The organism is Mesorhizobium sp. IMUNJ 23232 (assembly GCF_044326205.1).
In the GTDB taxonomy this organism is placed as follows: domain Bacteria; phylum Pseudomonadota; class Alphaproteobacteria; order Rhizobiales; family Rhizobiaceae; genus Kumtagia.
Map to the genome: position 1 here is coordinate 152559 of NZ_JBIRCY010000002.1, position 13855 is coordinate 166413.

At 64.4% G+C, this 13855-nt stretch carries 16 protein-coding genes; 12 read left to right on the forward strand and 4 right to left on the reverse strand.

Annotation, left to right across the window (positions count from 1 at the left end; all coding sequences use genetic code 11):
* Nucleotides 1-15 precede the first annotated feature (15 nt).
* The 6 genes from ACH196_RS02610 (at nt 16) to ACH196_RS02635 (ending at nt 5873) form a co-directional block, all read left to right on the forward strand.
* Nucleotides 16-813, forward strand: a complete 798-nt coding sequence (locus ACH196_RS02610) for an SDR family NAD(P)-dependent oxidoreductase (protein ID WP_396644685.1) — start codon at nt 16-18, stop codon at nt 811-813.
* Between the two features lie 108 nt (nt 814-921).
* Complete coding sequence (locus ACH196_RS02615) at nt 922-1398, forward strand: VOC family protein (protein WP_396644686.1); 477 nt, start codon at nt 922-924, stop codon at nt 1396-1398.
* A gap of 63 nt (nt 1399-1461) precedes the next feature.
* Nucleotides 1462-2463 (forward strand): alpha-ketoacid dehydrogenase subunit beta, encoded by a 1002-nt coding sequence (locus tag ACH196_RS02620; protein WP_396644765.1) that lies wholly within the window; start codon nt 1462-1464, stop codon nt 2461-2463.
* Nucleotides 2460-3515, forward strand: coding sequence for a thiamine pyrophosphate-dependent dehydrogenase E1 component subunit alpha (locus ACH196_RS02625; RefSeq protein WP_396644688.1), 1056 nt, complete (start codon nt 2460-2462; stop codon nt 3513-3515). The genes ACH196_RS02620 and ACH196_RS02625 overlap by 4 nt, the downstream gene beginning before the upstream one ends.
* Before the next feature lie 629 nt (nt 3516-4144).
* Nucleotides 4145-4321, forward strand: coding sequence for a hypothetical protein (locus tag ACH196_RS02630; protein WP_396644690.1), 177 nt, complete (start codon nt 4145-4147; stop codon nt 4319-4321).
* Nucleotides 4314-5873 (forward strand): mechanosensitive ion channel family protein, encoded by a 1560-nt coding sequence (locus ACH196_RS02635; RefSeq protein WP_396644692.1) that lies wholly within the window; start codon nt 4314-4316, stop codon nt 5871-5873. The genes ACH196_RS02630 and ACH196_RS02635 overlap by 8 nt, the downstream gene beginning before the upstream one ends.
* A gap of 119 nt (nt 5874-5992) precedes the next feature.
* On the opposite strand, the gene ACH196_RS02640 is transcribed toward ACH196_RS02635, so the two are convergent.
* Nucleotides 5993-6682 (reverse strand): glutathione S-transferase C-terminal domain-containing protein, encoded by a 690-nt coding sequence (locus ACH196_RS02640; RefSeq protein WP_396644693.1) that lies wholly within the window; start codon nt 6680-6682, stop codon nt 5993-5995.
* A 251-nt stretch (nt 6683-6933) separates the two neighbouring features.
* Entirely contained in the window at nt 6934-7728 is a 795-nt protein-coding gene (locus ACH196_RS02645) for a sensor histidine kinase (RefSeq protein ID WP_396644694.1), read from the reverse strand.
* A gap of 434 nt (nt 7729-8162) precedes the next feature.
* Between ACH196_RS02645 and ACH196_RS02650 the strand changes: the two genes are divergently transcribed.
* The 6 genes from ACH196_RS02650 (at nt 8163) to ACH196_RS02675 (ending at nt 12648) form a co-directional block, all read left to right on the forward strand.
* Nucleotides 8163-8921, forward strand: coding sequence for an SDR family oxidoreductase (locus tag ACH196_RS02650; protein ID WP_396644695.1), 759 nt, complete (start codon nt 8163-8165; stop codon nt 8919-8921).
* 224 nt (nt 8922-9145) lie between these two features.
* Entirely contained in the window at nt 9146-9976 is an 831-nt protein-coding gene (locus ACH196_RS02655; protein WP_396644697.1) for an alpha/beta fold hydrolase, read from the forward strand.
* Between the two features lie 100 nt (nt 9977-10076).
* Nucleotides 10077-10514 carry a cupin domain-containing protein gene (locus ACH196_RS02660; RefSeq protein ID WP_396644699.1) on the forward strand — a complete coding sequence of 146 codons (438 nt, stop codon included), beginning with the start codon at nt 10077-10079 and terminating at the stop codon, nt 10512-10514.
* Between the two features lie 21 nt (nt 10515-10535).
* Nucleotides 10536-11039, forward strand: a complete 504-nt coding sequence (locus ACH196_RS02665) for a CBS domain-containing protein (protein WP_396644700.1) — start codon at nt 10536-10538, stop codon at nt 11037-11039.
* Nucleotides 11040-11177: 138 nt separating this feature from the next.
* Nucleotides 11178-11930, forward strand: coding sequence for an SDR family NAD(P)-dependent oxidoreductase (locus tag ACH196_RS02670; RefSeq protein WP_396644701.1), 753 nt, complete (start codon nt 11178-11180; stop codon nt 11928-11930).
* 340 nt (nt 11931-12270) lie between these two features.
* Entirely contained in the window at nt 12271-12648 is a 378-nt protein-coding gene (locus ACH196_RS02675; RefSeq protein WP_396644702.1) for a hypothetical protein, read from the forward strand.
* Between the two features lie 121 nt (nt 12649-12769).
* On the opposite strand, the gene ACH196_RS02680 is transcribed toward ACH196_RS02675, so the two are convergent.
* On the reverse strand, nt 12770-13474 hold the full coding sequence (locus ACH196_RS02680; protein ID WP_396644703.1) for a response regulator transcription factor: 705 nt from the start codon (nt 13472-13474) through the stop codon (nt 12770-12772).
* Nucleotides 13464-13853: a response regulator gene (locus ACH196_RS02685; protein ID WP_396644705.1), complete on the reverse strand. Its 390-nt coding sequence runs from the start codon at nt 13851-13853 to the stop codon at nt 13464-13466. Before ACH196_RS02685 ends, ACH196_RS02680 begins: the two co-directional genes overlap by 11 nt.
* Nucleotides 13854-13855: the final 2 nt, after the last annotated feature.

Genomic DNA, 13855 nt, shown 5'->3' on the forward strand with positions numbered 1-13855 from the left:
ACCGGTCACAAACTCATGACGGACGAACCTTCCGTACCCGCCAACTACGCGAAAACCCTGTTCGACCTCGACGGCCGCGTCGCGGTCGTCACCGGCGCCGGCAGCGGGCTGGGCGCCGCCATGGCGATCGGCTACGCCCAGGTCGGCGTCGACGTCGTGCTGGCCGACATCAATTTGGATGGCATGGAGGCAACGCGCGCCACTATTGTCGAACAAGGCGGCAAGGCGGAAATCGAAAAGCTCGACGTGACGGACCGCGCCGCCTGTTTTGCGCTGGCCGACAAGGTCGCGGCCTCGCGCGGCCATGTCGACATATTGGTGAACAGCGCGGGCTCCGCCTTCCGCAGCCCGGCCGAAGAGTTTCCCGAGGAAAAATTCAACTTCATCCTCGATCTGAACCTGAAGGGCACCTATTTCTGCTGCCAGGCCTTTGGCGGCAAGATGCTGACGCAGGGCAAGGGCTCGATCATCAACATCGCCTCGATCGGTTCCTTTACCGCCTACCCATGGGCCAGCGCCTACCTCGCTTCCAAGGGCGGCGTGCTGCAGGTGACCAAGGCGCTTGCGCTGGAATGGCGCGACCGCGGCGTGCGGGTGAACGGCATCGGCCCGACGCTGATGGAATCGCCGCTGACCAAGGCGGCGGGGCAAAAGACCTCGATCACCGCCGACTGGATCAAGGCACGCATGCTGCGCCCGCGCCTCGGCCTGCCACGCGAACTGGTCGGCACGGCGATCTTCCTCGCCAGCGATGCGTCCGAACTTGTGACCGGCCACATCGTCATGTGCGACGATGGGTACATGACGCAGTGATGATATCAAGGGCAGTCGGCAATGGGCAGTCGGCAGTAGGAAAGGAGTCATCTGAGGTCCCTCAACTGCCGACTGCCGACTGCCTACTGCCCTAGAAAAAGGACCACCATGGCCAAGATCACCAAGGGACACCACACCGGCTTCACGGTCACCTCGCTGGAACGCTCGATTGCCTTCTATCGCGACCTGCTCGGACTGGAACTTGTCTTCCAGTGGAATCCCAAGGCCGCCTATATCGGCGAACTGGTCGGCTATCCCGATGTCGACCTGCACGGCGCCATCCTGAGGGTGCCGGGAACGGAAACGTTTCTGGAGCTTCTCGAATACCGGAACGTGCCGCAGGACCGCGTTGACATGGCAAACGCCAATATCGGGAACGGTCACATAGCCTTTACCGTCGATGATTTGGAAACGTTTCACAAACGACTTGCCTCCGCCGGGGTAAAAAGCGTATCTCCTCCGGTGACGCCGACGATCGGTCCGAACAAGGGCGGCCGGGCGATCTATCTGATCGATCCGGACGGCTTTCGAGTCGAGCTGATCCAGACGGCGACAGGGTTCGGAGACTACAAACCGGCCGCTTGACGCGGCCTAATCAGCCGGCCTCGACGCAGGCCGGGCCAGCAGCAGGGAGGTGTTGAAGTGGCCATGATGCGCATGCGTCAGGCGGTGATGAAGGCACTCGACGACGCGCTTCGCGAGGACCCCACCGTCATCATGATGGGCGAGGATATCGCCGCGGCCGGCGGACCGTTCAAGGTGACGGAAGGCCTGCTGGAGATCCACGGACCGCAGCGGGTGATCGACACGCCGATCTCGGAAATGGCCTTCATGGGCGCGGCGGTGGGCGCCGCCGTCTGCGGCATGAAGCCGGTTGTCGAGATGATGTTCATCGAATTCATCGGCGTCGCCCTCGACCAGTTGACGACGCAGGCCGCGACCATGCGCTATCTGTCGCGCGGCCGGCTCACCACGCCGCTAGTGGTGCGCGCCTCCGCCGGAGCCGGCCAGGGTTTCGGCTGCCAGCACTCGCAGATGCTCGACCATTGGTTCCGCGGCACGCCCGGCCTCAAGGTCTGCGTGGCCTCCGGGTCGCGCTCGGTCTACGGGCTGCTGCGCTCGGCGATCGAGGATCCGGACCCGGTGGTCGTGCTGGAGCCGCGCATCCTCTATGGTGAACGCGACGATTTCGACGAGCCGGACACGTTCCGCATTCCGTTGGGGAAGGCCGAGGTTGTCCGCCAAGGCAAGGACGCGACCATCGTCGCCTGCGGCCAGATGGTGCGCGTGGCCAGGAAGGCCGTCGAACAGGGCGGCATCGACGCCGAAGTGATCGACCTGCTGACCATCTGGCCGTGGGACCGCGAGACCATCCTGAACTCGGTGCGCAAGACCGGTCGCCTGATCACGGTTGAGGAAGCGACGGCCGGCAGCGGCTGGGGCGGCGACATAGTCGCCACGGTCTCGACCGAACTGTTCGGCGAACTCAAGGCGCCGCCGCTGCGCATCACGCTTCCAGATGCGCCGGTGCCGTACAACGGCGAACTCGAGGCCCGTTACCTGCCGAGCCCGGAATATGTGGCGATGCAGGCCGCCTCGCTGATCTCCAAGAACCGCACGCCCGAACCCTGGTGGAGGAAGGCATCATGACCGCCAAGAACTCAAACACCCCAATCGCCCGCCGCGAGGCGCTGGGAGACCGTGTCGAGCAGTTGAAACGGATGATGGAGATCCGGTTCGTCGAGGAGCGCATCCAAAAACTGTTCTCGGACGGCTATGTGCGTGGCTCCACCCATCTGGCGAACGGCCAGGAGGCGGTCGCAGTGGGCATCGCCCGCAGCATAGACCCTGACGACATCGTCACCTGCACCTATCGCGGCCACAGCCACGCGCTGGCGCTCGGCGCCACGCCGCAAGGTGTGCTCGGCGAGATCTGCGGCCGTGTCATCGGCTGCGCCGGCGGGCTGGGCGGCTCGATGCATCTGGTCGAGCCGAGCGTCGGCCTGATGCCGACGGCGGCAATCATCGGCGCCGGCCTGCCGATCGCCTGCGGCGCGGCCATCGCCGCCAAGGCGCGTGGCACGGACCGTGTCGCCGTGGCGATCTTCGGCGACGGTTCGGCCAATATCGGCGCCTTCCATGAATCGCTGAACTTCGCGGCGATCCAGAAGCTGCCGGTGGTCTTCGTCTGCGAAAACAATCTTTATGGCGAATACAGCCGCATCAACCTGACGACGCCGATCGAGGACATCGCCATCCGCGCCACCAGCTACGCCATGCCGGGCGTCATCGTCGACGGCCAGGATGTCGACGCGGTGGCGGCGGCGATGGAGACGGCGGTAGCGCGGGCGCGGGCCGGCGTAGGCCCCTCGCTGATCGAAATGAAGACCTACCGCTATTCCGGCCATTCGCGCTCGGACCCGGCGACCTATCGCCTGCCGGGCGAACTCGACAAATGGCTGCAGCGCGATCCGATCAACCTGTTCGCCGACAAACTGGTCGGCGAGGGAGCGCTGGATGCGGGCGGTGTCGACGCGCTGCGCACCGAAATGCGCGCCGAGGTCGAGGGTGCGACGGAGGAGGTGCTGGCCGCGCCGCAGCCGGAGATCGTCGAGCTGCTGTCGCATGTCAGCGCCAGCGGCCCGGGCGGCGACCGCCGCATGACTTTTTGGGACAACCGCGCCGGCAAGCACGCGCATTGAATAGCCTTGCCGACGGCGCGCCGATCGATTGATCGACCGGCGCGCCTTTTTCATCCGAAGAGCCGTCGACAGATTGGATGGATGCTGCGGGGAGTACGCCCGTCGAGGCCAGATGCCCACCGCTCGACACAATGCCCGCTGATGTCCGCGCCGCCCCTCACTGTCCTGCCGGACATTTCTCCCCGTGAACGGCGAGAGGGACTAAGCTTCGCCGTTTTCGCCAACCTTCAACGTTGACGATTAGCGAAATCATCGCGGCCATCGTCTCTCTCCCCGTTCACGGGGAGAGATGTCCGGCAGGACAGTGAGGGGCGGCGTGAACGGTCAAGGCAAAAGCCCCTGGGTATGAACCGTCGACCCAACTCTGGCTGCGGCATTGCGCTTGGCGGCCCAGCGCGACACCATTTCCTTGTCGCTGACCAGCCAGGCAACGGCTCGCTTCCCTATCGGCAACACTGCCGGTCGCGAGGACCGATTTTCCGCAGCGTCCCCGGCAATCGAACTTAGCCCTTCAATCAGCAACGCATAGACCAACGTATCGGACGCTCGCTCCCTCGGCACGATAGCCGGCAACCGGGAAGACTTGGCATTGTTGGAAGGCCGTTGCCCGACGGAAGGTGAATCGAAAAATGACGCTGCGTTCCCTCCGCTCGAAAGCGCTGCGGATTCTCTGGAGACTCTGGGGCGTTGATACAGCGATGCCGCCGGCCAAGCGCGGCGTCGGACCGGATCTGCTTGCCCGCGCGGTGTTCCTGCCGGTCGATGCCCGCAACATGCCGCAGAGCCAGCAGCCAGACCATGCTTGAACTCGGTCCAATATCGGAAGGGTGGAGCAGTCCCCTCCTCTCCATCGCAGCAGTCGGTCTTGCGGGCATCGTCGTCTGGCATCTCATTCCCAGGCGCCTGGCCAATGTCAGGCTGGTCGTCCAGATCGGTTTTTTCCTTGTCATGTCGGGGATGCTGCTCAACCAGCATGTCGTCCCCTACGAGCCTCCACGCGGAGACGTGACCACGGCGAATGCGGTTCTGATCGGATCGGTCAAGCTGCTCTGGTGGCTGCATCTCGCCTGGGCCCTGATCGGTTTCGTCCGCATCTATCTCGTCGTCGAGCGCAAGCCGCGCGAGGCGCGTCTGTTGCAGGATCTCGTCGTCGGCGTGGTCTATGCCGGCATGCTGCTGTCGGTGCTGGCGTTCGTCTTCGCCGTGCCGGTGGGAACGCTGATCGCCACCTCGGGCGTTTTCGCCATCATCCTCGGACTGGCCCTGCAGAACACGCTGAGCGACCTGTTTTCAGGCATCGCGCTCAATCTCGGCCGGCCCTATGTGCTCGGCGACTGGATCGTCTTGAGCGACGGCACCGAAGGCCGGGTGGTCGAGACCAACTGGCGCTCGACCCACCTGCTCACCTCCGACCATAATGTCGTGGCATTGCCGAACAGTTTTCTGGCAAAACTCGGGCTGACCAACATCAGCAGCCCGGACGAGAGCCATGGGCTGTCGCTCGTCGTCAGGCTGGCGCCGACAAAAATGCCGGCCATCGTCGCGGACGTGATGCGCACTGCCCTGCTGAGCTGCAATTCCATCCAGAAGGAACCGCCGCCCGCCGTCAAGATCAGGAGCCTGGATGCGATGGCGATCGAGGTGGAGCTGATCTACCGCGTCGCCACTGTCGCCCAGCGGATCGCGGCACGGAACGAGATCTATGATCTCGTCTATCGCCATTCAAAATCGACCGGCCTGCTGCTGGCGATGCCGCCGACCGCCTCGATCTCCATGACCGACCTGCCGAGCGAGGAGACGGCGGCCCCGCAGCAGCCCGCCCCGATCGACCTGATCAGGGCCATACCGCTGTTCTCCCGGCTGACCGGGGACGAGCAGGAGGCTCTCGCGGCAACGACCACGGTGCGCACCTACCGCAAGGGCGAGGTCATCGTGCGCCAGGGCGACGCGCTATCCTCCCTGATGATCGTGCGGGCGGGCGTCATCGCGCGGCTGAGAGGCGGGGACGAAACGCATCCGGAGGAAATCGGCCGCCTGGCGCCGGGCGACTTCTTCGGCGAGACGGGCCTGCTCGCCGGCATCGGCGAGATTGCGACGCTGCAGGCGATGAGCCATGTCGTGGTCTACGAGATCGATCAGCAGAGTTTTGCTCCCCTGCTGCTCGACCGGCCCGAGATGGCCGAGGATCTCGCGGCGATCCTGTCGGCCGGGACGTCCGCCTTCGCCGATGGCGTCGCCGGCCAGCGGCAGGTGCGATCGAAATTCGCGCTGCTAAATGCCATCCGGACGGTGTTTCACGCCGTTCCGTTCAGGCGCGTTCGAACATCCGGCCAAATGGAAGACGAGAAGGTACCATGACCATCCCCGCCTGGCGGAGTAGCAGCAGTCGACACACTGGTGCTGCCGCTGATCCGTGATTTTCGGGTGGATTCAAGTTCGACGCGCCCTGCGCTCCGGAGCGTTGCGGTCCGCGCCGATCAGGCAATGGCGGCGTGGATGGCGTGGCAATGGCGGACAAGCTCCGGCTGGGATGCGGCAAACCGCTTCAGCGACGTCTCGATCGGATAGAACAGGATGTTGGCTGTGAAACCGTAGATGGCGGCGTCGACGCTGGTGGGTTGCGGCCCGTGCACATATTGGCCGCCGGCAAGAAGATTCGCCAAGACCTCCAGATCGGCGACGCCCCGGGCATAGGCATCGGCCGGCACGTAGCGCCCGATGCCCTGGTAATAGTAGCGCCGTGAGTTGAATTCCTGCGCCTTGCCGAGATCCTGTTCGGTCAGGCGCGGATGTTCGCGCAGCAGCGCGTCGCGAAAGGCCGGCCAGTATTGCTCATCCTGCCAGCGCGAATAGGACATCACCCAATAGAGATCGTCGAGCATGCGCGTGATCATATGGCTTGTGTCGCGCTGCGCGGCTGTCAGCGCCGTGTCGATGGTAAGGCCGTACTTCCGGATCAGATGGACCAGGATAGTGCCGCTGTCGCCGACGACCTCTCCGTCGTCGACGATGTAGGGGAGCTGGCCTCGCGGCGCGGCAGAGGCGTCGAAGACGTTCTGATGGATGAAAGGAACGCCGGTCAGCTTGAGGAAGGCATACACCTTCAACCCGTATCCGTTGTTGTCGGCAACGCCGAAGAGTTTTGGGTAGGAATAGAGAGTAAGCATGGTAACCTCCGCCATCCGCCCAGTGTAGCCGAGACCGTTCGCGCGCGCGACCTGACGAAGGCGTGCTATCGGCCCAATATCAGCGGGATACCACTGGCATTTCCTACGTCACGAGAATTGCCGAATGACCGGCACCGGCCGCGGCGGCAGGGCGGAACAGGCTATCTCGGCACGCCGCTGAACAACGCGTTCATCGTTTCTTCGTCGGGCAAGCCGTCGAACCAGACGCCGAACATGGTCTCGTCTTCGTTTCACGGCTGTGCAGCGGGCAATCGCAGGATCACGGTTGTGCCAGACCCGAGCACGCTCTCGATTTCGACGCTCCCGCCATGCTCCTCGGCGAAGTGCTTCACCATTGGCAGGCCGACGCCGCCCAGGCCCTCGCCCTTCGTGGTGAAAAACAGATCGAAGGCGCGACGCACCGTCTCGCAGGTCATGCCGATGCCGCTGTCCGCGATGCGAAGCTCGACGATCGTGTCAGGCCCTTGAACGACCGCCACAGCGTCGATCGAGATCAGGCCGCCGTCCGGCATCGCGTCGCGGGCGTTGAAGACGAGATTCAGAACCGCATTCTGCAAGCCCACCTGGTCGCATTGCACGGAGGGCACGCCGGATTCGACACTGAGATCGATACGAAAGTTCGGCTCCCAAGCGCTTCGGACAAACGTCTGGACCTCAGCCAGGCACGCGCCGACGTCGCCACATGCATTGTCGCGACGGCTCTCCTGGGCTCTGACGAGCGTCTCCCGGACAAGCCGACCCGCCCGTTGCAGGGCCGTTTTGGCACTGTCGATCACTGGTTCCAGCGCCGGAGCCGTCGAGACACTCGGGTCACGGGCGACGCGGTTCAAAGCAGAGGATGCAACCTGGATGAGATTGCCCAGGTCATGAACAATGCCGGCTGCCGGCTGCTCCATCGCCCGGCCGTGCAAGTCAACGCCGGCATCTCGATCGCGGGTATTGTGGCCGGCTCCGCCCGAGCTTGTTTCCGCGCGTGACAAATTAACCCCCCCTTCGTGTTGAAGACACTTGGCGGCCTTGGCCATTCAGCACGTTATGGTGGCGGGTATCTTCCGTCGATTGGATCGAGGATGAGGGCGAGCCATACCGCGGTATATGTCGCGCTATAGTCTTGATGGACTGCCAGTGCGGACGCGATGCGGAACAGCCGTTTCGCCTGCCGATCGAGGCGATCGAACCTCCCAGCGCGTATCCCGCTGCACACGAACGGCCGCCATTTGCCCCGATCGTCCGGTCGACAGATGCCTGGGATGCTGCTTTCCGCCTCTTGCCGGACAGGGTCCCCAGCCTCTGGACGAGCCTGCCCTAGACCTTCGCATCCCCCGACAGACGCTTAGGTTCGATGGTTCGGCCGGCGGCTCGGGCGCATTGTTGCTGGCGAGACGGATTGGCCGCGCCAGCCGCAAGAGGCGGCACGGCGGACAATCCGATCCCGAAAAAGCGGACAAGGAGACCAGACATGAAGATCGTGGTTATTGGCGGCACCGGGCTGATCGGCTCGAAGACGGTCGAGCGGCTGCGCAAGAAAGGCCATGAGGTGATCGCGGCCTCACCCAACTCCGGCGTCAACACCATCACCGGCGAGGGGCTCGCCGAGGCTCTGGCGGGAACGCAGGTCGTCATCGACCTCGCGAACTCACCGTCCTTCGAGGACAAGGCCGTGCTGGAGTTCTTCGAGACGTCCGGCCGCAACCTCGCCGCCGCCGAGGCCAAGGCCGGCGTGCACCATCACGTCGCGCTGTCGATCGTTGGCACCGAGCGCCTGCCCGACAGCGGCTACATGCGCGCCAAGATGGCGCAGGAGAGATTGATCAAGGCTTCCGGCATACCCTACACCATCGTCCACTCGACGCAGTTCTTCGAATTCCTGGGCGGCATCGCCCAGTCGGCGGTTGTCGGCGACGTCATTCGGCTGCCGGCCGTCTCGTTCCAGCCGATCGCCTCGGACGACGTCGCCGACGTGATGGCTGACGTGGCGCTCGCCCCGCCGCTCAACGGCACCATCGACATCGCGGGGCCCGAGCGGGAGCGCTTCAACGAGTTCGTGGCGCGGTTCCTGAAAGGGACCAAGGACCCACGAAAAGTGGTTGCCGATCCGCATGCAAAATATTTCGGCACGGAGCTGGAGGACGGCTCGCTGGTCCCCGCCGGCAAGGCGCGCATCGGCGCGATCCGCTTCGAGGAATGGCTTCCCCGCGCCTCGCTCCAGCGCCACTGATCCAGCTCATCCGCAGCCCGCGCGTCCTCCCGATACCGCGCGCGGGCCGAGCACGAACGCCAAGGTGCGAAATGATGAAAGACGAGTCTTCTTGCCCGTGCGGAGCATCGCGCCGCGACGTCCTGCTGGGCGCTCTGGCCGCCACGGTGGCGGCCGGCCTGCCCCTGGCCGCGCGGGCGCAGGACGGGCAGGCCCACCCCTCTTCCAGTTCAGGAACAACGAGCATGAGCACGATCACCACCAAGGACGGGACTGAAATCTACTACAAGGACTGGGGGCCGAAGGAGGCCCAGCCGATCGTCTTCCATCACGGGTGGCCGCTGAGCAGCGACGATTGGGACGGACAGATGCTCTATTTTCTCGGCAAGGGTTTTCGCGTCGTCGCCCATGACCGGCGCGGCCATGGCCGCTCGGCGCAGGTGAGCGAGGGGCACGACATGGACCATTACGCGGCCGACGCCGCGGCCGTCTTCGACCACCTCGACCTCCGCAACGCAGTCCATATCGGCCATTCCACCGGCGGCGGACAAGCGGCCCGCTATGTCGCCCGCCACGGCAAGGGGCGCGTCGCAAAGCTGGTCCTCATCGGCGCCGTGCCGCCGGTCATGGTGAAGACGCCGGCCAACCCCGGCGGGCTTCCGGTCGAGGTGTTCGACGGCCTGCGCGCGTCGCTCGCCGCCAATCGGGCGCAGTTCTATCTCGATTTCGCGGGCGGCCCGTTCTACGGCTTCAACCGGCCGGGGGTGACGCCGATCCCGGGCGTCATCCAGAACTGGTGGCGGCAGGCCATGATAGGCGGCGCCAAGGCACAATATGACGGCATCAAGGCCTTTTCGGAGACCGATTTCACTGACGATCTGAAGGCCATCGACGTGCCGACGCTTGTGATGCACGGCGACGACGACCAGATCGTACCGATCGCCGACTCGGCGCTGCTTTCGGCCAAGATCCTGAAGCACGCGACCCTCAAGGTCTACGAGAAATTCCCGCACGGCATGTGCACCACCCATGCCGATGCGGTGAACCCCGACCTGCTCGCCTTCATCCGGTCATAGGCTTTCGCCGCGTCCCCACAGCGAGAGCCCGATCGCCGGCCGCCCTCCCCGCCGGCCGGCGATCACCATCCATCCTCAACCGCAAACTGGAGCCAAGACAATGATCCGGAAAATCCTATGCGCCACCGCCCTTGCGGCTGCCTTCGCGACCGGCGCCATGGCCGACGACGCGGCGAGCCACAAGCCCGCCGGCCTGTCCATCAAGGGCGTGAAGCTCGTCTACGACCACCCGCTGCCGAACGTGCCGGGCAAGAGCATGAGAGGCGTGCTCGTCGAATATGAGCCCGGCGGCAGCTCGCCCGGCCATCTGCATCCGAAGTCGGCTTTCATCTACGCCACGGTTCTTGAAGGCGCGATCCGCAGCAAGGTCAATGACGAGCCGGAAGTCACCTATCGCGCCGGCGAAAGCTGGTCCGAATATCCCGGCGATCGCCACAGCGTCAGCGCCAATGCCAGCGCGACCGAACCCGCCAAGCTGCTGGCGGTGTTCGTCGTCGACACCAGCGACACGGAACTGGTGCTGCCCCTGGACGACTAAGCCGGGATTTTCCGGATCGGCTTGAGCAGGAAGAGCGCCGCGCCGCCGACACCCGGCGGCGCGGCCGACAAGGCAAGGACGGTCGTTATGCTTATCGAAAAACTGCATGCGGTGACGTCGTCGCGTCTCGCCGTCATCGGGCTCGACGCCGGCCTGCAAACCGCGGCCCAATGGCTGTCCAGGCCAGGCGTCGGGCTCGTCGTGGTCTGCGACGGCAAGGGCGGCGCGGCGGGCGTGCTCACAAAATCCGACCTCGTCCGCCATCTCGCCGGATCGACATGCTCGGCGCCGCCGGTGTCCGAACTCATGAGCAGGTCGGTGGCGACGTGCAGCCCGTCGGACGATGTTCACGACGTGTGGCAAACCATGGCCGCGCGAAGCCTGCAAAACATCCCGGTGGTCGATGGTGGCAGAAAGCCTCTCGGCATACTGGACATCCGCGACGCGATGAAAGCCCTGTTCGAGCAGGAACAGATGGAAGAGCGGATGCTGGTCAACTACGTCACCGGCATCGGCTATCAATAGGCCGTTTCCCAACAACGCCAAGACGTTGGAGCTGACTTCCCGGCGAGCGATCCGGTCGCCGCCTTCATTCCTCAGCATTCCCAAAACGCCGTCAATCAGACAATTCACCCGGCTCGCGGGCTGGCCAGGAACAAGATCATGTCCACATTCGACAACAAGGTCGTCATCGTCACCGGCGGCAGCTCCGGCATCGGCCGCGCCGCGGCGCTGGGTTTTGCAAGGCAAGGCGCAAAGGTCCTCATCACGGGCCGCCGCCCTGCCCCGCTGGACGAAGTGGCAGCCGAGCACCCGAACATATCCGGCCTAGTCGCCGACGTCGCCGAGCCCGGGGACGCGGCACGCACCGTCGCAACCGCAATCGACAGGTGGGGCCGCCTGGACGTGCTGGTCAACAATGCCGGCGCCGGCGCCATCATGCCGCTCGGCGAAGCCACCGCCGACAAGATCGAAAAGATATTCGCCGTGAACGTCGTCGGCCCCAGCCTGCTGACGCAGGCCGCACTTCCCCACCTGGCGGCGGTCAGAGGAGCGATCGTCAACATATCGAGCACCTTCGGCCAGAAGCCTGGGGCCGATCTCTCCCACTACGCCGCCAGCAAGGCGGCGCTGGAGCACCTCACCCGCTGCTGGGCGCTGGAACTCGCGCCGCGAGCCGTGCGTGTCAACGCCGTCGCCGCCGGCCCGACCGAATCGGGCGCGTTGACCGGCATGATGGGCCTGTCGCTGGAACAGGCCGCCGTCATCGAGGAAACGGAACGCGAGATGATACCGCTGCAACGCCGCGGCAATCCGGACGACGTTGCCCGGTGGATTGTGCATCTGGCCGATCCGGCTTCCGACTGGGTGACCGGACAGGTGATTGCCATCGACGGCGGCCTGGGGCTTACGTGACGGCCTGCGCCGAATCTTCGGTGCGCAGGCGCCGGCGAACCGTTGCTGAAAAACCCGGTGAGGACCATGGACGCGAACGTTATCAACAGTCGTGTGCTCGCGGGGATCTCTGTTCCAGACACGCCACTCGTAGGACGAGCCCTCGATTACGCCCGGAGGGAATGCGAACCCTATCTGTTCAACCACGTCGTCCGCTCCTGGCTGTTCGCGGTAAGGATCGGACAGCTTCGCAACATCGATCACGATGCGGAGGTCGTCGCCGTGGGAACGCTCCTGCACGACGTCACACTCAACGAGCACTTTGACGGCCCACGCCGCTTCGAAGTCGAAGGCGCCGACCTTGCTCGTGTTCGCACGGCAAGCCGGTGTCGACGAGCGCCGGGCACAACTGATCTGGGACAGCGTCGCCCTCAACTCGACACCGTCGATCGGCCTGTACAAGGAGGCGGAGGTGGCGCTCTGCACCGCCGGCATCTGCCTGGACGTGGTCGGCCTGCAATACGAGATCGTCCCCGCCGCGGAGATCGCTGGGATCGTCAAGGAATTCCCGCGGCTCGACATGAAGCGGCGGATCACCCGGTGCTTCTGTCACATCGCCACGGCGAGGCCGGAAACGACCTACGACAACTTCGTCAGGGATTTTGGCGAACGCTATGTGGACGGATACCGGGCTCAGTCCTCGGTGGACCTCGTGTCAACCGCGCCCTTCGAAGAATAAGCTCCCAAAGGCATCCGGCTCTCCGCTTGAATTCGTCATATCCAACGAATTCAGTTTTCAAGCCTCCGGCCGCCGACGCATTGCCCTGCCGGCGCGCTGGCGACCTTGTACGAAAGCCTTATCAAGCCAAAGTCCTCGTCGCGCCGGCCTCGCGCATCGGCACAGGCAATGTTTCCCACGCCCGGATCAGCTCGCCAATCGAAGCGGCCTCCATCTTGCGCATGACATTGCCGCGATGCAGCTTCACCGTCACTTCACTGATGCCGAGGTTGAAGGCGATCTGTTTGTTGAGGCGCCCGCGGGCCACTTCATGCAGAACCTCGCGCTCGCGTGGCGTCAGCGTCTCAAGGCGTTCGACGTTGCGCTTGACGACCACGGCTTCCGCTCGCCGCGCGGCATCCATCGCAATGCTCGCAATCACCGCGTCGAGCAGCGTTTGATCCCGCACTGGTTTGGTGAGGAAATCCACGGCGCCGGCCTTCATCGCCTGCACGGTCATCGGGATGTCGCCATGCCCGGTCAGGAAGATGATCGGCTTGAGGTTACCGTTTTGAGCAAGTTGACGTTGCAGGTCGAGGCCGCTGGCGCCCGGCATGCGTACATCGAGGATCAGGCAACCGGGGCAGTCCAATATTTCCGCGTCAAGCAATTCTCGGGTCGAGGCGAATGAGACTGGCCGAAATCCAGCCGAAAGGATGAGTTCGGACAGCGCCTCGCGGACGGAAGCATCGTCATCGACAATGATGACGAGCGGCTGCTCTGTTTCGCATCTCCGCGGCGGTGACAACGGCGCCGATCTACGGGGTATTGGCAGGTCATTTCTCATGCTTACCCTCCATCTTTTGATCACGTAATACGTCGCCGACGGCCGCAAGCAGGGCCTTCGCATCGAAAGGCTTTCGGAAAAACCCGCTGATGCGCTGGGTCCGGACCCGATCGGCGATCTCATGGCGGCCGGTGATCAGGAACACCGGCAGTTCCGGACGCACTTTCTTCACTAGGTCGCGGAGTTCGAAACCGTCCATTCCAGGCATACCGATATCGGTGATCAGCACGTCCACGCCTGACAGCCCATTGCCGAGCAGCGATCCCGCCGACGAGAAGCTGCGGGCCACATAACCCGCGGACTCCAGGAGATCCTGCAGTGACTCGAGCAGTCTCGGATCGTCATCGACAATCGCCACGACTGGTCTTCCATTGCTCACGA